Genomic DNA, 20,315 nt, shown 5'->3' on the forward strand with positions numbered 1-20,315 from the left:
CGAGACCGCGGAGACCGAACCTGCGGTTGAGGAACCGGCGGCCGAGACCGCGGACACCGAACCGGCGGCTGAGGAACCGGTGGCCGAGAGCGCGGACACCGGCGACGCCACAGCCGAGTCACAGACGTCACAGGAGTCAACCGGCAAGTAGCCCATGACACAACTGGGCAAAATCATGTACATGCCTTAACGGGAGAGCGCAGAGTCGACCGTGTCCGTTCACCGACCGGCACGCTCGAAAGGGACCCCATGCGCCTCTCCCGTTCGGCACGTCTGGCGGCTGTCGCTACCGCGGCGGCCGCCTCCTTGGTCATCGCGGCCGCGCCCGCCCCCACCCCGGGCGCCGACGGCATCGGCGACCCCTACTTCCCGCAGCTGGGCAACGGTGGCTTCGACGCCCGCCACTACGACCTCGACGTGGCCTACGCCCCGGCCACCGGCCGACTGGACGGCCGTACGACGATCACCGCGCGCGCCACCCAGAACCTCTCCGCCTTCGACCTGGACCTGCAGAAGCTGGCGGTCACGAAGGTCGAAGTGAACGGCAGACGCGCCCAGTTCACGCGCTCCGGCGACGAGATCACCGTCACGCCGAGGAACGCGCTCGCCAAGGGCCGGGACTTCTCCGTCTCCGTCACCTACGGCGGGACACCCGTCCCCCTCAACGGGCCCATCGTCTTCGGCTCCGACTACGGCTGGATGAAGACCCCCGACGGCGTCTTCGTCGCCTGCGAGCCCAACGCGGCCTCCACCTGGTTCCCGTCCAGCGACCACCCCTCGGACAAGGCCACCTACGACATCCGGATCAAGGCGCCCGAGGGCCTGACCGCGGTCTCCAACGGCCGGCTGGTCTCGACGTACGACAAGGGCGGTTCGACGTACACCCACTGGCACGAGGGCAGGCCGATGGCGACCTACCTGGCCACCGCCACCATCGGGAAGTTCGACGTGCGCACCGGCAAGACCCCCTCCGGCATCCCGGTCTACGTCGCCATCGACCCGGTCCTCGCCGACAGCAACAGCGTCGACGTGTACGCCGTCACCGCCGCGGCCACCGACTACTGGTCGCAGGTCTTCGGGCCGTACCCGTTCGAGGAGACCGGGGCCATCGTCGACGACATGCCGCAGGCGGGATTCTCGCTGGAGGTGCAGAGCAAGCCGGCCTACTCGGCGGTGCGCAACGAGTCGACGATCGTGCACGAGCTGGCCCACCAGTGGTTCGGCGACTCGGTGAGCGTGGCGCAGTGGAAGGACGTCTGGCTCAACGAGGGTTTCGCCACCTACGCCCAGTGGCTGTGGGCGGAGCACCAGGGCACCAGGTCCGCCCACGACTCGTTCCTCGCCGCCTACGACGCACGGGCCGCCGACAACCCCTTCTGGCAGATCACCGTCGCCGACCCGCAGCGCGACACCATGTTCGCCTCGGCGGTCTACCAGCGCGGCGCGATGACCCTGGAGATGCTGCGCGAACGGATCGGCGACACGGCGTTCTTCAAGCTGCTCCCGGCCTGGACGAAGCTGCACCGCTACGGCAACGCGGACACCGCGGACTTCATCCGCCTCGCGGAGAAGGTCAGCGGTCAGCAGCTGGACGACCTCTTCCGGACCTGGCTGTTCACCACAGGGAAACCCGCCCTGTGAGCCTGGGTTTGTAAGGTTCACGCACCCTGACAGGACACAATGTCAGGGTGCAGCTCCAGCAACTCTTCTCCCCCTCCGTCCAGCACACGCTCGACGTCATCGGCATCTTCGTGTTCGCGATCTCCGGCGCGCTGCTGGCCGTCCGCAAGAACTTCGACGTCTTCGGCATGGCCGTGCTCGCCGAGGTCACCGCGCTGGGCGGGGGGATCTTCCGGGACGTGATCATCGGCGCGGTGCCCCCGGCCGCCTTCACGGACCTCGGGTACTTCATCACCCCGCTCCTCGCCGCGCTCGTGGTGTTCTTCCTGCATCCGCACGTCGAGCGGATCCAGTCGGCGGTGCTGGTCTTCGACGCGGCCGGCCTCGGGCTGTTCGCCGTGAGCGGGACGACGAAGGCGTACTCCTACGGACTCAACCTGTTCGCCTCCGCCGCCCTGGGCCTCGCCACCGCCGTCGGCGGCGGGGTGCTCCGGGACGTGCTCGCCAACGAGATCCCCTCGCTGCTGCGCTGGGACCGCGACCTCTACGCGGTCCCGGCGATCGTCGGGGCGACGATGGTGGTGCTGTGCATCCGCTACGACGCGCTGACCCCGTTCACCAGCGGGCTCGCGGTCGTCACCGCCTTCGTACTGCGCCTGCTCGCGATGCGGTACCACTGGCGAGCGCCGCGTGCGTGGAACCGGCGCTCGACGGTTCGAGAGGAGCAGTCCCGGCCCTGACGTGGCTCTGGCCCATGTTGAGGGTGAGCCACTCGAAGACCGTCGGCACCTGGGGCCGCCACAGCGCCATGTTGTGGCCGCCCGCGCTGCGCGGCAGGTACACCACGTGCACGGTGGTCGGTGCCTTGGCGATCTGTTCCAGCGCGACTCCGGCCTGGTAGCCGTCGCCGGACTCGCCGGAGACGTAGAGGGCGATCCGGGGCGGTGCGGCCGCCTTCCGCAGCAGCAGGTAGGGGTTGTTCTGCTCACGCAGGGTCACGCTCTGCGAGGCGAGCGAGTTGCGTTCGCCGATCGGGTCGTTGTAGCCGGACAGGCTGACGGCGGCCCGGTAGCGGTCCGGGTGGGCGACCGCCAGCTTGACCGCGCAGTGCGCGCCCGCCGAGTAGCCGGCCACGGCCCAGTGGGCGGGGGCGGCCGCGGCGCGGAAGTTGTCGGTCACCATCTTCGGCACGTCGATGCTCAGCCAGCTGTCCGCGTTGACCGTGCCCGGGATGTTGGCGCAGCCCGTGTCCACCCCGGCCAGCAGGTTGGTGCGCGGCGCGACCAGGATGAAGGGCGCCACCCTGCCGCTCTTCATCAACGGTTCCAGTTGCTCGGTCACCTTCAGCGAACCGAACCAGGCCTTGGCCGAGCCGGGGTAGCCGGGCAGCAGCTCCACGACCGGGAAGTGGTGGTTGCGGAACGCGGGATCGTGGTACTGGGGCGGCAGCCAGACGTAGACCTCGGCGTCGACGCCCGAGACCCGGCCCTTGAGCTGGGTGACCTCGACCCCGCCGGCCGCCCGCATGCCCGGTCCGTCGGCCGCCGTGAAGGTCTGCCGCACCTTGGGCAGCCGCTTCAGCGCTATGCCGCCGGTACCGTCCTGCCCGAGGTTCGCGGCCTGCTGGACATGGTTGCCGGTACCGAGCAGGTCGGCCCAGTTGTCGTACAGATTGTTCTGGTTGTTGACCAGCACGAAGATCAGCGTCACCGCCGTGGCCTGGGCGAACAGCAGCATCAGGACCCGGGCCGCGGCACGCACGGCTTTGGGCCCCCGCAGCCTCGACCACAGGAACAGCGGCAGTATGAGGGCGACCAGGGACAGGACGATGGTCGTGTAGAGGAACGGAGTCCCGGTGAGGCTCATGTCCCCATAGAGGGGAATCGGGGCCCCAGGGTTACGGACGTGTCCGGACACTTACCTAGAAATTGCCGGAACCTCACTCGGCGGAGGGATCCCTTACCGGCCCGGCCGCCGGTGCCCGATCGTAAAAGCTACCGCTTAGTAATCACTTCTTGTACTGTTCAGGCATGCCAGAAGCAGCAGCCACGCGGGCCGTGATCGGCGACAGCGAGTTCGACCGCGACACCGCGGTCACCCGGCGCGCCCCCGGGCTCTACGACATCGACCTCTCGGCCGGCTGGACCATCATCAGCGCCGTCAACGGCGGCTATCTGCTGGCCGTGCTCGGCCGGGCGCTCGCGGACACGCTGCCGCACCCCGACCCGTTCACCATTTCCGCGCACTACCTGACCGCGTCCCAGCCGGGCCCGGCCGTGATCCGCACGGACACCGTCCGCACCGGCCGCACCCTCTCCACCGGCCAGGCCTCGCTCTTCCAGCACGACGAGGAGGGCAACGAGGTCGAACGCATCCGCGTCCTCGCCTCCTACGGCGACCTCACCGGCCTCCCCGACGACGTCCGCACGACGGCGACCCCGCCCGCGTTCCCGCCCATGGCCCACTGCTTCGGCCCCGCGGACGGACCGGCCCCGGTCGACGGCAGCTCCGCCATCGCCGAACGCCTGATGCTCAAACTGGACCCCGCCACCCTCGGCTGGGCCCTCGGCGCCCCCTCCGGCAAGGGTGAGATGCGTGCCTGGTTCGGCCTCGCGGACGGCCGTGACGCCGACCCGTTCTCCCTCCTCCTGGCGGTGGACGCGCTGCCGCCCACCGCGTTCGAGATCGGTCTCAAGGGCTGGGTCCCCACGGTCGAACTGACCGTCCATGTCCGCCACCGCCCCGCCCCGGGCCCGCTGCGCGTCTCCATCACCACCCGGAACCTGGCGGGCGGCTTCCTGGAGGAGGACGCCGAGGTCTGGGACAGTGCCGACCGTCTGGTCGCCCAGTCACGGCAGTTGGCCCGGGTCCGTCTCGGCTGACCTCGCGACGACCCTGTTCTGTCACGGACCTGTACCGGCGCCTCCATGGTGATCGGCCAGGAACGCGCAGGCCGGAGCCGTTTCTTGGGCTTGCCATGACCCGAATCACAGGCTGCCGACAGGGCGGGCCAAAGAACGCCCTAAACGCCGTTGGTTGAGTGCCACGCCTCAGGACTCCCTCATCCTTTACGGAGTTGTCTCTCATGAAGCGTGCGCGCCTCGTTCCCGCCGTCGCCGTGCTGGCCGTGTCCCCGCTGTTGCTGACCGCGTGCGGTTCGAGCGACTCGTCCTCCTCCGGCAGCGGCAGCTCCGGCCAGACGCAGTCCTGCCGGCAGCCGTCCGGAATGCCGTCCGGGATGCCGACCGGCAACGCGTCGGGCCGTCCGAGCGGCGCCCCCTCGGGGGCTCCCACCGGGGCCGTCAGGCCGACCGGCACCCCCACCGGCATGCCGAGCGGCGCGCCGGGCGGCGGCGGTCAGGGCGGCGGCCCCGGTGGCGCCATGGGCGGCGGCTGCGGCGGCGGCCATGGCGGACCCGGCGCCGGCGGCGCCCCCAGCGCGGCGCCGACCGCGCAGGCGACGAAGAGCTGACGGCGGGGCTCGTACGGCAGAGGGCGGCGCGTCCGGCGAACGGACGCGCCGCCCCTGCGCGTTGCCAGGCGGACAGCCCCTAGTCAAGCCAATGCTGCCGGCCGAGACTGATCAGCCGCATCTGCCGGGTGGCGATCCGGGCGACGCGCTCCCGCTCCGTCTCCGAGGGCTCCGGGGACTCCGGGTTCTCGTTCTCCAGGGTCTCCAGGAACAGCGAGGCGGTGATGAGCATCTGGTCCACGTAGAGGTGGGCGAGCATCAGCAGGTCGTCGTCGTTCCACCCCTCGGCCTCGGGGTCCTTGGCCAGCTCGGTCTTGACCTCCTCGGCGAACCGGGCGAGCTGGTCCCGGATCGCCTTCCGTACCGGCTGCACCCCGCCGTGCCGCTCCCGGGCGATGAACCGGACGTGCGCCGGGTGCGCGGCCACATGGTCGGCGATCAGGCGCACGGCCCGGGTGATGCGCTCCGCGCCGGGCGTGGCGACCGTCGTGCGGACCATCGGATGCAGGCTGCCGAGCGCCTCGTCGACGAGGGCGACGCCGAGGTCGGCGGTGGAGCGGAAGTGCCGGTAGAAGGCGGTCGGGGCGACGCCCACGGCCCGGGTGACCTCGCGCAGTCCCAGGCTGCTCAGGCTCTGCTCCTCGAGCAGGGTGAGCGCCGCGTCCAGGAAGGCCTGGCGGGTCTTCTGCTTCTGGGCCTGCCGGATGCCGAGGGTGTGACTCATGTCATCCAGTTAACAACTGTTCTCTGGAATTGGAAAGCGGTGTGAGTTGCTAGACTCAAAGTCAGTGAACAACTGTTACTACAACCGTTCACCCAAATGTAACGGAGGGGGATCGACCCCATGCTGTTCCTCGTCGCCGCACTCATGCTGCTCGGGGTGGTGCTGGGCACCGTGGCCCACGCGCCGCTCGACGTCACCGCGGCGCTCGCCGCCGTGATCGCCGTCTGGCTGGCCGTCTTCGCGCTCCGCGAGCGCCTCGCCCGCCGCCGCCACACCTCGGCCCACTGACCTCCCGCCCCCGCTCACCTGAGGAGCTGAGCATGATGCAACTCACCGCCCCGGCCACCCCCCGCCCCGAGACCCGCACCCGCGATGCCGACGGCATGGCCGTGGCGTCCTTCATCCTGGGTCTGCTCGGCCTGCTGGTCCTGAATCTGTTCCTGGGCCCGACCGCGATCATCCTGGCCCTGGTCTCCCTGTGGCGCGGCACCGCCCGCAAGGGCCGCGCCTACCTGGGCCTGGCACTGGGCGTGGCGGACCTGGCGGTCCTGGCGATCGCGATGGAGGTCTCGAACACGGTGTCCTGGAGCCTGTGACGGGGTTCGGGGCAGCGCGCCCGAAGGGGCGCTGGGGGTGTCCCCGGCCGAAGGCTGGGGGAGGAACCGCGCGACCAGCCACGGCCCACCGGCACTCGCGAACGGTGATCGCCCCCCTACGGCGGCTGGGCGACCCTCACCCCGCCCCCCGTAGAATCAACTCACCATGGCCTACCTCGACCACGCCGCCACGACCCCGATGCTCCCCGAGGCGGTAGAAGCACTCACCGCCGCCCTGAGTGTCACCGGCAACGCGTCCTCCCTGCACGCCTCCGGCCGCAAGGCACGCCGCACGGTCGAGGAATCCAGGGAGACCCTCGCGGAAGCGCTCGGCGCCCGCCCCAGCGAGGTCGTCCTCACCTCCGGCGGCACGGAGGCCGACAACCTCGCGGTCAAGGGCCTCTACTGGTCCCGCCACGACGCCGACCCGGCCCGCACCCGGGTCCTCGCCAGCCCCGTCGAACACCACGCGGTCCTGGACGCCGTCAACTGGCTCGGCGAACACGAGGGCGCGACGGTGGAGTACCTCCCCGTCGACACCTACGGCCGGGTCCACCCCGAGGCGCTGCGCGAGGCGATCGGCCGCAACCCCGACGACGTGGCCCTCGCCACCGTCATGTGGGCCAACAACGAGATCGGCACGGTCCTGCCGGTCGCCGAACTCGCCGCCGTGACGAACGAGTTCGGCATCCCCCTGCACGCCGACGCGGTCCAGGCCTTCGGCCAGGTCCCCGTGGACTTCGGCTCCTCCGGCCTCGCCGCGATGACCGTCTCCGGCCACAAGGTCGGCGGCCCGTACGGCATCGGCGCCCTCCTCCTCGGCCGCGAGTACACCCCCGTCCCGGTGCTGCACGGCGGCGGCCAGGAGCGGCACGTCCGCTCCGGCACCCTGGACGTCCCGGCGATCGCCTCCTTCGCGGTGGCGGCACACCTCGCCGCCGAGCGCCGCGAGTGGTTCGCCGGGGAGATCGGTGCGCTGCGCGACGCGCTGATCGACGCCGTCCGTGCGGCCGTACCGAACACGATCCTCGGCGGCGACCCGGTGGACCGCCTCCCCGCCAACGCGCACTTCACCTTCCCCGGCTGCGAGGGCGACTCACTGCTCCTGCTGCTCGACGCCCAGGGCATCGAGTGCTCGACCGGCTCCGCGTGCACGGCCGGGGTCGCCCAGCCCAGCCACGTCCTGCTGGCCACCGGCACCGATCCGGACCTGGCCCGCGGCACCCTGCGCTTCTCGCTCGGCCACACCTCCACCCAGGCCGACGTCGACGCGGTCGCGAAGGCGATCGGCCCCGCGGTGGAGCGGGCGCGGGCCGCCGGACTCAGCTGACCGGACCGGGACCCGCGTCCCGGCGGCGACGGACCCTCGCCGTCGTCGCGGGCAGGAACCCCGCGAACGGCTGCCGCCGGCACCTTCACTGCCGGCGGCTGCCTGCCCAGACGTCTAGCTGTCCGTGACCATGAGGGCGGCCATCATGCCCTCGTCCTCGTGTTGCAGCAGATGGCAGTGGAGCATGTACATGTAGGTGTCGTCGGAGAAGTCCGTGAACTCCATGGCGATCTCGATGGAGCCGCCGCCGACCACCTCGTAGGTGTCGAACCAGCCGAGGTCGACTCCGGTCGGGTCCTCGCCGTTGACGGAGATCAGCTGGTAGGGCACGTCGTGCAGATGGAACGAGTGTTCCAGCTGGGTGCCGTTCTTGATGGTCCAGATCTCCTTGGACCCCAGCGTGGTGCTGATCATGGCCATCGAGGACATGCTCGTCCCCGCCGACCCGTTGATCGTCATCGTCGTGCCGCTCTGGCCGAGCGTGATCGTCCGGGCGGTGAAGTCGCTGGTGTCGTACCGGTCGATCGTGTTGAGCGCGGCCGGCAGATCGTCCGGGGTGTCGGTGCCGGACGCGGTGATCGCGAGCACGTCGTAGGTCCCGCTGCCGCCACGGACCCAGCCGGTGGTGACGACGGCCTGGAGCGTGACGGCGTCCGACAGGTCGAGGACGAACTCGGCGCGGGCGCCGGCCACCAGCCGGATGCTGGTCACCTCGGTGGCCGCGGTGAGGTAGCCCTGGTCGGTGGCGATCTGGTCGAGGTTGCCGCCGTCGCCGCGCTGGATGGTGATGATGTCGGACGGCGAGGCGTTGAGCACCCGGAACCGGGTGCGGGTCCTGGTCGCGGTGAACGTGAGCGTGGTGTCGTCGACGTTCGTGCCGTTCAGCAGCAGCGGGAAGCTGAGTCCGCTGCTCAGATAGCCGGTGAGGTTGTACTTGATGTCGCCGGCGCTGTCGGTGGCGAGGCTCTGGAAGATCAGCGGGATGTCATCGGTGCCGTACGTGCCGGGAAGGGCCGAGGAGGCGGTCGAGTCGTCCTCGACGATGATCATGCCGGCCAGGCCGTGCACCGCCTGCTTGGCCGTGGTGCCCAGGGCGTGCGGGTGGTACCAGAGCGTCTTGGCGTCGTCCTTGACCGTGAACGTCGGGGACCAGGTCTCCCCGTCGGAGAAGGCGACCTGGGGGCCGCCGTCCGTCTTGGCCGGGACATGGGCGCCGTGGAAGTGGACGGTGGTGTCCTCGCCCAGGCTGTTGGTGATGTCGAGCAGGACCGTGTCGCCGCTGGTCCACTTCATGGTCGGGCCGAGGAAGGACTGGTTGTAACCCATCGTGTCGCTGGTGACCCCCGAGAGCACCTCGGCGGTGCCGGTCCTGGCCTCCAGCGTGAAGGTGGTGGTGCCACCGGAGGTGGTGCCCTCCAGCAGGTCCGGGATGTTCAGGGCGGCGGTGTTGGTCGCCGCGCCGGCCTTGTTGCCCTTCGCGTCGGCCAGCAGGGCGAAGGTGGAGCCGGCCGCGGCGACGGCGCCCAGACCGACCCCGGCCATGCCGCCGAGGAACCTCCGCCGGTGAACGCCCTTGCCGCGCTTGGCTTTTCCTTCCCCGGCGTGCTCGCCGTCCTTGACGCGCTCGGCCTTGGAGTGCTCCGCCTTGGCGGCCTTTGCGCCCTTGGCGCGCCGACGCCTGCCGCCGCCGGCGCCCTGCTCGTGGTTGCTGTCCGCCTCGAAGGCGGGATCCGTGGTGTGGGTCATGGCCCCGGATGTTCGACCCGTGGACTGTGTGAGATCTGGGGTGAAGTTAGGAGCGAACCGGGGGAACTGTGAAGCGGCCGTGGCTGCCGGTGGTGCTTAACTCCCTTGCGGGACGGCCGAGTTGAGCAGACGCAGTTGGCGGCCGGGGTGCGGGACGCAACGGACATGGGCAGCGCGCAGCGCGGGCACAGCATAACGATCGGGTCACGGGCGGAACCCGGTGTCAGGCCTGTCCGACCCGCCGGACAAGTCCCATGTAGCGCCCCCAGTCCCAGTGCCTTCCCGGGTCGGTGTGATCCGTCCCCGGCACCTCCACGTGGCCGATCACATGCCCGCGGTCCACGGCCATGCCGTACCGCCGGCATATCGCGGCCGTCAGCCGCGCCGAAGCCGCGTACATCGCGTCGGTGAAGTCCTCCGGGCGGTCCACGAACCCCTCGTGCTCGATCCCGACGCTGCGCTCGTTGTACGACCTGTTCCCCGCGTGGAACGCCACGTCCAGTTCCCGGACCAGCTGGGTGATCCGCCCGTCCTCGCGCACGATGTAGTGCGCCGCCGCCCCGTGCGCCGGGTCCTGGAACACCTTCACCGCGCTCGCGTAGCCGCCCTGGGTGACATGGATGACCACCCGGTCGACCGGGTAGTCCGCCGGCCGGTCCGCCGTGCGGTAGTTCGCCGGTGACGCCGCCACCCAGCGCGCCCCCTTGAAGTCCACCGCCCCCGCCACCCGCGCCCGGCGCACTCCCGGCAGCCGCCAGTACAGCCGCGTCAGTTCGTCCCTGGTCAGCGCCGCCGTGCCCACGGCCGCCGCCGCCCCGCCGATCAGCAGCGCCCGCCGTCCGATCCGTCGGTCCTGGTCACCCGCCGCCGTCCGCTCCATGTCCGGTCCACCCCCCCCATGTGATCTCCAACGGATACTCGCGGGCCCCGGTTCCCGCGCCCCCGTACCCTGGAGGGGCTATGACTGACACCCCGCAGCGCACCCGCCCCCTCCGCGTCCTCGCCGCCATGTCGGGCGGCGTGGACTCCGCCGTCGCCGCCGCCCGCGCGGCCGAGGCAGGCCACGACGTCACCGGCGTCCATCTGGCGCTCTCCGCGAACCCGCAGTCCTTCCGCACGGGCGCCCGGGGCTGCTGCACCATCGAGGACTCCCGCGACGCCCGCCGCGCCGCCGACGTCATCGGCATCCCGTTCTACGTCTGGGACCTCGCCGACCGGTTCCGCGAGGACGTCGTCGAGGACTTCGTCGCCGAGTACGAGGCGGGCCGCACCCCCAACCCGTGCCTGCGCTGCAACGAGAAGATCAAGTTCGCCGCCCTGCTGGACAAGGCCCTCGCGCTCGGCTTCGACGCCGTCTGCACCGGCCACTACGCGAAGATCGTGACGCTCCCCGACGGCTCCCGCGAGCTGCACCGCGCCTCCGACATGGCCAAGGACCAGTCGTACGTCCTCGGCGTCCTGGACGAGAAGCAGCTCGCCCACGCGCTCTTCCCGCTCGGTGACACCCTCACCACCAAGGACGAGATCCGCGCCGAGGCCGAGCGCCGGGGCCTCGCGGTCGCCAAGAAGCCCGACTCGCACGACATCTGCTTCATCGCCGACGGCGACACCCAGGGCTTCCTCGCCCAGCGGCTCGGCAAGGCCGAGGGCGACATCGTCGACGAGTCCGGCACCAAGATCGGCACCCACGAAGGCGCGTACGGCTTCACCATCGGCCAGCGAAAGGGGCTGCGCATCGGCCACCCCGCCGCGGACGGCAAGCCGCGCTACGTCCTCGACATCTCGCCGGTCGACAACACGGTGACGGTCGGCCCGGCCGCCGCCCTCGACGTGACCGGACTGACGGCGGTCAAGCCGCGCTGGTGCGGCACCGCCCCCGCCGGTCCGGGCGTCTACACCGCCCAGCTCCGTGCCCACGGCGGCGAGACCGAGGTGAGCGCGGAGCTGACCGACGGCGAACTGCGCGTCACGTTCACCGAGCCGGTCCGGGGCGTCGCCCCCGGCCAGGCGATCGTCCTGTACGACGGCACGCGCGTCGTCGGCTCAGCGACCATCGCTACCACGGCTCGCCGGGAAGCTGCCACAGCCTGATCATCGAGAACTCGCAGGAGCTGGCACGGCCCGACCACCCGGCATAGGCTGGCCCCGCGGAAGGCCCGCACAGTGTGAGCCGGCGGCGGGACCTCCCCGCCCCTTCGGGAGGTGGACGGTGCTCCTGCGCTTTCGAGTGGCGAATCACCGCTCGATCCGGGACGAGGCCGAGCTGACACTTGTCGCCGCAGCAGGCAGTGGTAACAGTTCCGACAGCGTTGCGCGGGACAGCGGGATCACTCAGGACGGTGGCGAGTCCGTGTCGGTGCTACCCGTGGCCGGGATTTTCGGTGCGAACGCTTCCGGCAAGAGCAACCTGCTCAGCGCGTTCCACGCCATGCGGGAGGCGGTACGCACCTCCTTCGCGGACTGGGCCAAGTATCCCGGGGTGCCTCACCGGCAGCCCTTCAAGCTGGACGCCGCCAGCGCCGAGGAGACCACCCTCTTCGAGGTCGACCTGGTCCTTGGCGTCCGCACCCCCGTCCGTTACACGTATGGCTTCGAGCTCTCTGACGACCGGGTGGAGGCCGAATGGCTGCACGCCTATCCGGGCGGCATCCGACAGGTCTGGTTCGACAGGGAGGCGGACCGCCCGGCGGAGGACGGCGACGAGTATCTCTTCGAGAGCCCTGCTTTCACCGGCCGCCGCGACGACCTGGTCGCGCTCACCCGGCCGAACGCCCTCTTCCTCTCCACCGCGGCCACCCTCAACGACCCTCAACTGTCCGCCCTGCACCGCTGGTTCCTGAACAACCTGTGGCTGATGACCCCGGGTGAGGACATCACACACCGTGCCGACTGGACCAAGCGCCGCCTCACCGAGCTCCACGCCGACACCGGCTACCGCGAACGACTCGTCCAACTCCTGGCCTCCGCAGACCTGGGCGTCACCGGCTTCGATCTCGATCCGGACACCGGCGCGGTCTCACTTCGGCACCGGACCGAGGGGGCGGAAGCGGTGGCCCTCGACTTCCTCACCGAGGAAAGCTTCGGTACGCACGCGTGGTTCGCTTTTCTCGGCCCGATGCTCGCCGTCCTCGACAACGGGACGACGTTGTTGGTCGACGAGCTCGACTCCAGTCTCCACCCCACGCTGGCCGCTGAGGTCGTGCGTCTCTTCCAGGACCGCAAGGCCAACACCAAGGGCGCCCAGCTGATCTTCACCACCCATGACGCCACGCTGCTCGGCAACGCCGTACTCGACCGTCCGCTCCGCCGCGATCAGGTATGGCTCACCGCCAAGACGAAGTCCGGCGCGAGTGAGCTGTATCCGCTGGTCGCCGCTCATCCGGAGGAGGGCGAGGACCTGGAGCGGGGCTACTTGCGTGGCCGGTACGGAGGGGTGCCCCGGGTGACCCCGGGCGAGATCGTCCGCGAGGTGTACTGGCTGGAGGAGAAGGCGGCAGCGACGGCGTGAGCGAACGGGGTGGGCACGGAGCATGAGCAGCAGGCGCAGGTCGAAGAAGGACGCGGCGAGCACGGTGATGCCGCCGCAGGCGCCTCCGTCGCAGTACTCACGTCGCGAGCGGGTGCTTTACGTGGGATGTGAGGGCGAGGTGACCGAGTACGACTACCTGCGGTACCTCAACAAGGAGTTCGGACCGCCCTCGACGCCCGGTTCGACGAGAAGGTGCCGTCGGACCCGAAGCTGCGGGCCGAGGTGCTGCGCAAGTTCGGCCGCCGCAAGGAGATTCTGGAGGCCCCTTCGGTGATCGAGGCCAAGGCCGAGCACATGCTCGGCCACTGGGCCCGCACCGCGTTGCCCGACCGCTTCGGGGCACAGATCGCCACCGTCTCCCGGCTCGCCGCCGTCCGCTACCGCACCGCGCTGCTCGCCGCCCGCGACCGGCTCGTCGCCCGCCTGGACGCGCTCGACCCGGCCCTGATCGCCGACCCCATGGCCGCGCTCGAAGCCGACGACGAGGAGCGGGCGCTCCTCATGCTCCTGCCGGATCGCGAGGTACTGAGAACGCTCGACGCGGCCGTCGTCATCTCCCCGGCCAGGCAGGGCGGCGGCGACCCGGAGGCATGGCGGCCGTGGATCACCAAGAGCCATCAGGACACGCACATCGAACGCTTCAAGAAGGGGCTGCCTCCGCGCGACATCACGGCCGACCCGGCATGGAATGTCAGGACGCACGGGCTGCAGCCGTCCGGTATCGGCACCCCGGCGAGCGGCGGCCAGGTGTGGAACGTCGACCTCGACCTGCCCGCGGACAGCGGACCGCCCGCGCCGCCGGACACGGAGGGCAGCGCGCTGCCGGAGACCATGGCCTTCCTGGTGGTCCAGTCGATGCTGCTCACCGGCTTCGACGCACCCGTCGAGCAGGTTCTCTACCTGGACTGCAAGCTGTCCGGCGCGGGGCTTCTGCAGGCCGTAGCCCGCACCAACCGGCCCTACCCGGCCAAGAAGTGGGGCCAGGTCGTCGACTACGTCGGCATCGGCCCCGAACTGGCCGACTCGCTCGCCTCCTACGACCAGGAGCACCTGCGCCACGTCCTCGGCTACCGGAACGTATCCGTGGACCACCTCCAGCCGGACTACCAGGGACCGCAGCCCGACGGCAGCAGCCCGGACCGGGACGGACTGCTGCTGCGGTCCGACGCTGCCGCCAAGGCCCTCCTGGAAGACCTCGGGGCGAAGGTCACCCGCTTCCTGGCCGGGCAGAACGTCACCGACCCCGGCGACGAGTCGCAGTGGGAGGACTTCCTCGGCCAACGCCTCGACGACCCGCTGCGGCGCGGCGAGTTCGACGAACGCGTCCGCGACTTCCTGACCGCGCTCAACGCGGTCCTGCCGGACCCGGAGGCACTGAAGTGCCGTGAGCTGGCAGGCCAGTTGGGCACGCTGCAATACATGGCCAGACGCCGCTACCTCGACGGCCGCGAACAGTTCAGCCCGCGCCGCTACGGGGCCAAGGTCCGACAGCTCATCTCACAGCACATCGAGACCACCGGGATCCGGCAGCGGATCCCACCCGTCGAACTCACCGATCCGGAGTTCATGGAACGGGTCGACGCGAACGCCGACCCCCGGGCGCGGTGCTCGTACATGACGGGCTCACTGAAGCTGCGCATCACCGCGAAGATCGGCGGCGACCGGGCGGGCTACCAGCGGTTCAGCGTCCGTCTCGAAGAGATCATCGCGCGGATGCGGGACGACTTCGAGCAGGCCGCCGCCGACCTGAAGCGTCTTGTCGGGGACGTGGCCGCGGCGGAGCGGGAGCCGGAGGACGGCGACTCTCTCGACTCCCGGACCGAACGACTGGTCCTCGGACTGCTCCAGCAGCACGCCGAAGAAGCCGGGCGGGAACCCTGGCCGCCGGGCACCGATCTGATCCGGGCGGCCCGCGGTCTCACCAGGGAGATGTCGGTGCTCGTCCGGCGTCCGCAGATACACACGCAGGTCGCTGCCCGTAACCGCATGCGCAGCGAACTCTGCGAGCACCTGGAGATCTGGCTCGACATGGACTGGGACGACATCGGCGACCTCGCGAGCCATCTGACGGAGCTGGCTGTGGAGAGGTATGAGTACTTCCTCGGATACCAGCCGCGCGACGAGGCGGACGGCGGGGACACCTGACTCGGTGACCGCTGATGACTGCCAGGCAGGGTGATGTCGTTGCCGGATGGTAGGAAGAGCGGGTGAGCACCGTCGTCGAACAGGCCATCGCTGATCTCCCCGTGCCCAGGGGGTGGCGGTGGGACGTCGTCGTGCGGCCACGGCGCCGTACCCTTGGCATCGAGATCGCCGAGGACGGCCGGGTGCTCTTCGCGATTCCCGCGGGCGCAGATCCGAAAGAGATCGCTGACGCGGTGCGTGGCCGGATGCCGCGTCTCGCCGCCGAGGTCCGCCGCCGTCAGGACCTGCGGGCGGCCGAACCGGTCAGGGACCTGATCGGCGGTGAGGGCTTCGCCTATCTGGGCCGCCGGTACCGGCTCAGGCTCACTCCCGACGACGGCAGCAGTCACGTACGACTGCGACAGGGATGGCTGGAGCTGCCCCGATCGCGGTCGGCCGCCGCTGATGCGGGGCCACTTGTGGAGTGGTACAGCAGCCGCGGGGAGCGCTGGCTCGCTGCCCGGCTGCAGCCGCTGGCGTCACTGGCCGGAGTGCGCGATCCGGCAGGCATCGAGGTGCGGGACCTCGGCCGTCGTTGGGGTGCCTGTTCTCCTGAGGGCGCGATCACGGTGCACTGGGCGGTGATACAGCTGCCGGTCGCCCTGGTGGACCTCGTCCTGATCCATGAGCTCTGCCACCTCAAGTACCCCGGCCACGGAGCGGCTTTCCGACGGGCCGTCCGGCTCGCGCTACCCGACGCAGACGTGCGCGAACGGCAGTTCGCCCAGGAGGAGCCGCGACTGTGGCGCGGAGCTGTCTCAAGGCACTAGGAAAGTGCCCACCGCCCGAGCCGGCTGCTGCCCCAGGCCGTCGCGTAGTGGACGGTCTCGATGAGGCGGTAGCCGGTCGAGTCTACGAGCGCGTCGCGGAAGGTCGTGCTTTCACCCGTCGGGTTGTCCGGTCGAGCACGATCAACGTGAAGTGGCGGTCGGCCACGGCCGCCTTGAAGCCCGCCGCGCCCCGCAGCGCGGCCCGCGCGAGGCCGGGCAGGGGCGCGCTAAGAGAAGAACTCCGCCAGCGCCGGCCCGAGCGCCTCCGGGTCCACCATGTGCGACTGGCCCTCCAGCGTTCGGTACGTCCCCCGGGGCGCCGCCTCGGCCACCGCCCGGGCCGCCTCGCGCATCCAGGCGGGACTCGCGCCGCCCCCGAGGGACAGCACGGGCACCGTGACCGAGGCCAGCCGGCCCTGGGGCACCAGGCCGTCGCCCATCACGGCGTTGTCGTACGCGAGGCTGGGCGCGAGCGCCTCCATGCCGGGCCACATGGGGGACTGGTGGGCACCCCGGATCATCTCCTCGGCCAGGCCCGTCAGCCGCAGGAACAGCTCGACCGCGTCCCCGCGCCGGCCGTGCTCCAGGGCCTCGGTGAGGTGGTCGGTGTACTCGGCCCGCTCCTTCGCGCCGCCCTCGTAGACGGCGTACGGCACCTCGTACACGGCCACCTGACGCAGCGGCAGCCCGCTCGCCGCCGCCTCAAGGACCAGCGCGCCGCCCGACGAGTGGCCGTACAGCGAGGCCTCGCCGCCCACCGCCTCGACCAGCGCGGCCAGGTCCTCGACCTCGCAGGCGACCTCGTACGGCTTGGTGTCACCGCTTGCGCCCCGGCCCCTGCGGTCGTAGAAGACCACGGTGAAGCGGTCGGCGAGGGGCACGGCGAACGGCGCCACCGTGGCCCCCCGTCGACATCGCCCCGCTCACCAGGATCACCGCGGGGCCCTCACCGGTGCGTTCGTACGCGACGGGGGTCCCGTCGCGCGAAATGGTCTTCTTGTCCATGCCTCGGCAGACTGCCCCAAGGCGCGGAACTAATCGCTCACGACACCTCGACCTCGTAGAAGCAGAGATGGTCCTTGATCCGGGCGACGTCCTCCTTCGGCTCGGGGTACGCCCAGACCAGGTCCGGCGCGTCCGGCAGGGACCAGTAGGAGGCGGTCCCCTTGAAGGGGCAGACGGTGTGCGTCTCGGAGGGCGTGAGGAGGTCGAGACGCACGTCCTCGGCGGGGATGTAGTAGCGCGGGGGACAACCGGTCTCGTGCAGGACGAGGGACCGGTCGCTCTCGGCGAGGACCAGATCGCTGTGCGTCACGCGCACGTGCTGGTCACTGTTCTCGATGGTGATCGTGTGTCCTGAGGCCATAAGTGGTTGACGCTGACGGACGCCCACTTGTTCCCGAGGGCCGGCTTCTCCGCGCGACCGGCCCGCTGCACACCGCAGCCGCCACCCCGCGCAATGCCTACCCTGACCCCATGCGCATCTGTGTCTTCCTCTCCGCGGCAGATCTCGACGACCGCTACACCCGCCCCGCCCGCGACTTCGCGAAACTGATCGGCAAGGGCGGCCACTCCCTTGTCTGGGGCGGCTCGAACGTCGGCCTCATGAAGGTCGTCGCCGACGGCGTGCAGGAAGCCGGCGGCAAACTGATCGGCGTCTCCGTGGACTTCCTCGCCAACAAGGCCCGTCCCGGCGCCGACGAGATGATCGTCGCGGTCGACCTCGCCGAGCGCAAGCGGCTTCTCCTGGAGAAGGCCGACGCCGTGGTCATCATGGTCGGCGGCACCGGCACCCTCGACGAGGCCACCGAGATCCTGGAGCTGAAGAAGCACGGCCGTACCGACAAGCCCGTCGTCCTGCTCAACACCGCCGGCTTCTACGACGGCCTGAAGGAACAGTTCCACCGGATGGAGGCGGAGGGCTTCCTGCCCCGGCCCCTGGCGGAGCTGATGTTCTTCGCCGAGGAACCCGCACAGGCCCTGGCCCACCTGGAGCGCGGGACCGGCGCCCGCTGATGCGAGCATGGGCCCCATGGCAACTCATGTGATCACGGGTGCCGGTTCCGGCATCGGCGCCGCCGTGGCCCGTCGCCTGCACGCGCGCGGGGACGAACTCGTGCTGCACGCACGCGACGCGGGCCGCGCGAAGGAACTGGCCGCCGCGTTCCCCGGCGCCCGCACCCTGGTCGGCGACCTGGCGGACCCGGACAAGCTCTCCTGGGCCTTCTCCCACCAGCCCCTCCCGGACCGTGTGGACTCACTGCTGCACATCGCGGGCGTCGTCGACCTGGGCGAGGTCGGCGAGCTGACCCCGAAGTCCTGGCGCCACCAGCTCAACGTCAACCTGGTCGCACCGGCCGAGCTGACCCGGCACCTCCTGCCCCAGCTCCGCGCCGCCCGCGGCCACGTGGTGTTTGTGAACTCGGGCGCGGGCCTCGCCGCGCACGCGGGCTGGTCGGCGTACGCGGCGTCCAAGCACGGTCTGAAGGCCCTGGCCGACTCCCTCCGCGCCGAGGAGCACGGCAACGGCGTCCGGGTCACCTCGGTCTACCCGGGGCGCACGGCGAGCCCGATGCAGGCGAAGGTGCACCAGCAGGAGGGCAAGGAGTACGACCCGGCGCGCTGGATCGACCCGGAGTCGGTCGCGACCACGATCCTGACCGTCCTGGACCTGCCGAGGGACGCGGAGATCAACGACGTCACGGTGCGCCCCGGCCCGCTCCCCGGGTAGCACCCCGGCACCGCTCAGCGCACGGTCGGCAGCCCGCCGCGTCCCCGGGCACCGCGGCCGGAACCCCGGCGGACCCGGACTGCCTCGCCGGGGAAGTGAAGCCAGCCCTTCACCTCGGTGCCGGTACGGCGTGCAGGACTCCGTCCGAATGGCGATCGACCTGGAACTGCGCTACCGGGGGCCGTGCTCCCCGCACAAGCTGAAGTCGGCCGTGTCTGGGTACACCCGCGAGTGCGCGGAGGCCCAGTCGAAGGACTTGGGGTGATCGCCACATCCAACGGCTGGAACCTGTACGTCGGCGGCAACGGCGACGCTACCCCGCGCCACGCCGACCTGTTGGCCCAGAACCTGTCCGACGACGAACTAGTCCGTCTGATCGACCGGTTCCTGATGTGCTACATCCGTACCGACGACCGCCTGGAACGCGCCTCGACCTGACTGGAGCGCATTCCTGGCGGCCTGGACCACTTACGGGACGTGGTGGTGCACGACTCGCTCGGCATCTGCGGGAAGCTGGAGGCGCTGATGGCGCCAAACGTCGCGGGCTACCGTGACGAGTGGGCCGAGACCATCAACGACCCTGAGAAGCTGGCCCGGTTCGTGTCCTTCGTGAACGCCCGGACACCCCGACCCGGTCGTCGGCTTCGTCCCCGAGCATGACCAGATGAAGCCCGGCCTGCCGCTGCTGTCCATCGGCATGCGCCCCACCGAAAACTTCTGGAAGGAAGCGCCTGGCGATGATCCTGGCACCCGAGACCACCGACCTGAAGGTCCAGCTCCAACTCGACGACGACCGGTTCACGGTCTGCGACCTCAGCTCCCTGGCCGCGCTGCTGCCGGACGGCCGCCAGGTCGCCCTGTTCCAGGACCTGAACGGCAGTCCGTACGGCATCGACAACTGCGACCCGTTCGACCGCGCGGCCGTCCTCTCCCGCGGCCTGACCGGTACCGACCAGGGCCGTCCGTTCGTCGCCGCGCCCCTGCTGAAGCAGCGGTTCGACCTGGTCACCGGGCAGTGCCTGGACGACGAGTCGGTGGCGGTCGCCGCGTACAAGGCGCGCGTCCGTTGATCCTCCCGGATCCTGTCCGCCGCCGTCCTGGACTTGGCGTCCGCCGACACCGCCTCCGTCGTCGGCACCGACCTGGTGGTGGACGGCGGCGGTTCTCTCCAAGGCTGTCACGCCTTCAGCGCGTCGTATGTGACGCCTGTCAGCCGTTCGGACTCCGCCCAGAGCTGCTCCCCGTCCGGTCGCTGAGCGTCCACGGTACTCGCCGTGACGGGGCCGGTGTGCCCCGCCACATGGCGAAGGACGGGCCGAGGAAGGCGTCGGGCCGTACGTCGGGGGCGGTCGCCTCGGAGAGCGTAGGCAGGGCACCTGCCTCGGCTGGCTGGGCGACGATCCGGTTGCCGAGTTCCAGGAACCGCTTGGCGACCCGGCGGCCCTCTGCCCGGGGCGGACGGTCAGGAGGTTGGTGGCCGCGTATCCGGGGTGAGCAGCGACGGCCACTACACCTGTCCCGGGTACGGTCAGGCGGCGGGCCAGCTCGTGCGTGAAGAGCAGGTTGGCTGGCTTGGACCGGGCGTAGGCGACTCAGCGTCGCTAGTGCTGCGC

Annotated in this window: 19 protein-coding genes and 3 pseudogenes; 15 read left to right on the forward strand and 7 right to left on the reverse strand. The window is 70.6% G+C overall.

The window, feature by feature from the left end:
• Positions 1-249 precede the first annotated feature (249 nt).
• Both LQ326_RS45090 and LQ326_RS45095 read left to right on the forward strand, forming a co-directional pair.
• On the forward strand, positions 250-1,641 hold the full coding sequence (locus LQ326_RS45090) for a M1 family metallopeptidase (protein WP_234545007.1): 1,392 nt from the start codon (positions 250-252) through the stop codon (positions 1,639-1,641).
• A gap of 47 nt (positions 1,642-1,688) precedes the next feature.
• A complete protein-coding gene (locus tag LQ326_RS45095) occupies positions 1,689-2,360 on the forward strand; it encodes a trimeric intracellular cation channel family protein (RefSeq protein WP_181804304.1) in 672 nt (223 codons plus the stop codon).
• Here LQ326_RS45095 and LQ326_RS45100 read toward each other — a convergent pair.
• Entirely contained in the window at positions 2,257-3,486 is a 1,230-nt protein-coding gene (locus LQ326_RS45100; protein WP_234545009.1) for an alpha/beta hydrolase, read from the reverse strand. The genes LQ326_RS45095 and LQ326_RS45100 overlap by 104 nt on opposite strands.
• 164 nt (positions 3,487-3,650) lie before the next feature.
• On the opposite strand from LQ326_RS45100, the gene LQ326_RS45105 reads away from it, so the two are divergent.
• Positions 3,651-4,502 carry a thioesterase family protein gene (locus LQ326_RS45105; protein ID WP_234545012.1) on the forward strand — a complete coding sequence of 284 codons (852 nt, stop codon included), beginning with the start codon at positions 3,651-3,653 and terminating at the stop codon, positions 4,500-4,502.
• 203 nt (positions 4,503-4,705) lie between these two features.
• Entirely contained in the window at positions 4,706-5,092 is a 387-nt protein-coding gene (locus LQ326_RS45110) for a hypothetical protein (RefSeq protein ID WP_234545014.1), read from the forward strand.
• 79 nt (positions 5,093-5,171) lie between these two features.
• On the opposite strand, the gene LQ326_RS45115 is transcribed toward LQ326_RS45110, so the two are convergent.
• Positions 5,172-5,816, reverse strand: a complete 645-nt coding sequence (locus LQ326_RS45115; protein ID WP_234545016.1) for a TetR family transcriptional regulator — start codon at positions 5,814-5,816, stop codon at positions 5,172-5,174.
• Between the two features lie 120 nt (positions 5,817-5,936).
• On the opposite strand from LQ326_RS45115, the gene LQ326_RS45120 reads away from it, so the two are divergent.
• The 3 genes from LQ326_RS45120 to LQ326_RS45130 all read left to right on the forward strand — a co-directional run bounded on the left by LQ326_RS45120 (position 5,937) and on the right by LQ326_RS45130 (position 7,742).
• Positions 5,937-6,104 (forward strand): hypothetical protein, encoded by a 168-nt coding sequence (locus LQ326_RS45120; RefSeq protein ID WP_234545019.1) that lies wholly within the window; start codon positions 5,937-5,939, stop codon positions 6,102-6,104.
• A 35-nt stretch (positions 6,105-6,139) separates the two neighbouring features.
• Entirely contained in the window at positions 6,140-6,412 is a 273-nt protein-coding gene (locus LQ326_RS45125) for a DUF4190 domain-containing protein (protein WP_234545045.1), read from the forward strand.
• A gap of 166 nt (positions 6,413-6,578) precedes the next feature.
• Positions 6,579-7,742, forward strand: coding sequence for a cysteine desulfurase family protein (locus LQ326_RS45130; protein ID WP_234545021.1), 1,164 nt, complete (start codon positions 6,579-6,581; stop codon positions 7,740-7,742).
• A gap of 114 nt (positions 7,743-7,856) precedes the next feature.
• On the opposite strand, the gene LQ326_RS45135 is transcribed toward LQ326_RS45130, so the two are convergent.
• A complete protein-coding gene (locus tag LQ326_RS45135) occupies positions 7,857-9,488 on the reverse strand; it encodes a multicopper oxidase family protein (RefSeq protein WP_234545030.1) in 1,632 nt (543 codons plus the stop codon).
• 223 nt (positions 9,489-9,711) lie between these two features.
• Complete coding sequence (locus tag LQ326_RS45140; protein ID WP_234545033.1) at positions 9,712-10,368, reverse strand: N-acetylmuramoyl-L-alanine amidase; 657 nt, start codon at positions 10,366-10,368, stop codon at positions 9,712-9,714.
• Between the two features lie 80 nt (positions 10,369-10,448).
• On the opposite strand from LQ326_RS45140, the gene mnmA reads away from it, so the two are divergent.
• From mnmA to LQ326_RS45160, 4 genes are all read left to right on the forward strand, one after another.
• Positions 10,449-11,579 carry a tRNA 2-thiouridine(34) synthase MnmA gene (gene mnmA, locus LQ326_RS45145; protein ID WP_234545037.1) on the forward strand — a complete coding sequence of 377 codons (1,131 nt, stop codon included), beginning with the start codon at positions 10,449-10,451 and terminating at the stop codon, positions 11,577-11,579.
• Between the two features lie 259 nt (positions 11,580-11,838).
• A complete protein-coding gene (locus LQ326_RS45150) occupies positions 11,839-12,996 on the forward strand; it encodes an AAA family ATPase (RefSeq protein ID WP_234545038.1) in 1,158 nt (385 codons plus the stop codon).
• A 213-nt stretch (positions 12,997-13,209) separates the two neighbouring features.
• Positions 13,210-15,162 (forward strand): type I restriction enzyme subunit R domain-containing protein, encoded by a 1,953-nt coding sequence (locus LQ326_RS45155; RefSeq protein ID WP_234545039.1) that lies wholly within the window; start codon positions 13,210-13,212, stop codon positions 15,160-15,162.
• A gap of 62 nt (positions 15,163-15,224) precedes the next feature.
• Positions 15,225-15,971: a M48 family metallopeptidase gene (locus LQ326_RS45160; RefSeq protein WP_234545040.1), complete on the forward strand. Its 747-nt coding sequence runs from the start codon at positions 15,225-15,227 to the stop codon at positions 15,969-15,971.
• 227 nt (positions 15,972-16,198) lie between these two features.
• On the opposite strand, the pseudogene LQ326_RS45165 reads toward LQ326_RS45160, so the two are convergent.
• Positions 16,199-16,976 (reverse strand): annotated as a pseudogene (locus LQ326_RS45165) (alpha/beta fold hydrolase).
• A gap of 37 nt (positions 16,977-17,013) precedes the next feature.
• Positions 17,014-17,337 carry a DUF427 domain-containing protein gene (locus LQ326_RS45170; protein ID WP_234545041.1) on the reverse strand — a complete coding sequence of 108 codons (324 nt, stop codon included), beginning with the start codon at positions 17,335-17,337 and terminating at the stop codon, positions 17,014-17,016.
• A 110-nt stretch (positions 17,338-17,447) separates the two neighbouring features.
• On the opposite strand from LQ326_RS45170, the gene LQ326_RS45175 reads away from it, so the two are divergent.
• The 4 genes and pseudogenes from LQ326_RS45175 to nirD all read left to right on the forward strand — a co-directional run bounded on the left by LQ326_RS45175 (position 17,448) and on the right by nirD (position 19,772).
• Positions 17,448-17,987, forward strand: a complete 540-nt coding sequence (locus LQ326_RS45175; RefSeq protein WP_234545042.1) for an LOG family protein — start codon at positions 17,448-17,450, stop codon at positions 17,985-17,987.
• 7 nt (positions 17,988-17,994) lie between these two features.
• Complete coding sequence (locus LQ326_RS45180) at positions 17,995-18,702, forward strand: SDR family oxidoreductase (protein ID WP_234545043.1); 708 nt, start codon at positions 17,995-17,997, stop codon at positions 18,700-18,702.
• Between the two features lie 118 nt (positions 18,703-18,820).
• Positions 18,821-19,443: pseudogene (locus LQ326_RS45185) on the forward strand (nitrite reductase (NAD(P)H)); the annotation flags it as partial.
• Positions 19,440-19,772, forward strand: a complete 333-nt coding sequence (gene nirD / locus LQ326_RS45190) for a nitrite reductase small subunit NirD (protein ID WP_234545044.1) — start codon at positions 19,440-19,442, stop codon at positions 19,770-19,772. The pseudogene LQ326_RS45185 and the gene nirD, both read left to right, overlap by 4 nt.
• A 107-nt stretch (positions 19,773-19,879) precedes the next feature.
• Here nirD and LQ326_RS45200 read toward each other — a convergent pair.
• Positions 19,880-20,294, reverse strand: a pseudogene (locus LQ326_RS45200) (SDR family NAD(P)-dependent oxidoreductase); the annotation flags it as partial.
• Positions 20,295-20,315: the final 21 nt, after the last annotated feature.

Source organism: Streptomyces shenzhenensis, assembly GCF_021462265.1.
In the GTDB taxonomy this organism is placed as follows: domain Bacteria; phylum Actinomycetota; class Actinomycetes; order Streptomycetales; family Streptomycetaceae; genus Streptomyces; species Streptomyces shenzhenensis.

What these genes read in the sequence shown, in the direction of transcription:
- LQ326_RS45090 (WP_234545007.1), top strand. Translation starts at nt 250, where the DNA reads ATGCGCCTCTCCCGTTCGGCACGTCTGGCGGCTGTCGCTACCGCGGCG.
- LQ326_RS45100 (WP_234545009.1), bottom strand. Translation starts at nt 3,486, where the DNA reads ATGAGCCTCACCGGGACTCCGTTCCTCTACACGACCATCGTCCTGTCC.
- LQ326_RS45105 (WP_234545012.1), top strand. Translation starts at nt 3,651, where the DNA reads ATGCCAGAAGCAGCAGCCACGCGGGCCGTGATCGGCGACAGCGAGTTC.
- LQ326_RS45110 (WP_234545014.1), top strand. Translation starts at nt 4,706, where the DNA reads ATGAAGCGTGCGCGCCTCGTTCCCGCCGTCGCCGTGCTGGCCGTGTCC.
- LQ326_RS45115 (WP_234545016.1), bottom strand. Translation starts at nt 5,816, where the DNA reads ATGAGTCACACCCTCGGCATCCGGCAGGCCCAGAAGCAGAAGACCCGC.
- LQ326_RS45120 (WP_234545019.1), top strand. Translation starts at nt 5,937, where the DNA reads ATGCTGTTCCTCGTCGCCGCACTCATGCTGCTCGGGGTGGTGCTGGGC.
- LQ326_RS45125 (WP_234545045.1), top strand. Translation starts at nt 6,140, where the DNA reads ATGCAACTCACCGCCCCGGCCACCCCCCGCCCCGAGACCCGCACCCGC.
- LQ326_RS45130 (WP_234545021.1), top strand. Translation starts at nt 6,579, where the DNA reads ATGGCCTACCTCGACCACGCCGCCACGACCCCGATGCTCCCCGAGGCG.
- LQ326_RS45135 (WP_234545030.1), bottom strand. Translation starts at nt 9,488, where the DNA reads ATGACCCACACCACGGATCCCGCCTTCGAGGCGGACAGCAACCACGAG.
- LQ326_RS45140 (WP_234545033.1), bottom strand. Translation starts at nt 10,368, where the DNA reads ATGGAGCGGACGGCGGCGGGTGACCAGGACCGACGGATCGGACGGCGG.
- mnmA (WP_234545037.1), top strand. Translation starts at nt 10,449, where the DNA reads ATGACTGACACCCCGCAGCGCACCCGCCCCCTCCGCGTCCTCGCCGCC.
- LQ326_RS45170 (WP_234545041.1), bottom strand. Translation starts at nt 17,337, where the DNA reads ATGGCCTCAGGACACACGATCACCATCGAGAACAGTGACCAGCACGTG.
- LQ326_RS45175 (WP_234545042.1), top strand. Translation starts at nt 17,448, where the DNA reads ATGCGCATCTGTGTCTTCCTCTCCGCGGCAGATCTCGACGACCGCTAC.
- LQ326_RS45180 (WP_234545043.1), top strand. Translation starts at nt 17,995, where the DNA reads ATGGGCCCCATGGCAACTCATGTGATCACGGGTGCCGGTTCCGGCATC.
- nirD (WP_234545044.1), top strand. Translation starts at nt 19,440, where the DNA reads ATGATCCTGGCACCCGAGACCACCGACCTGAAGGTCCAGCTCCAACTC.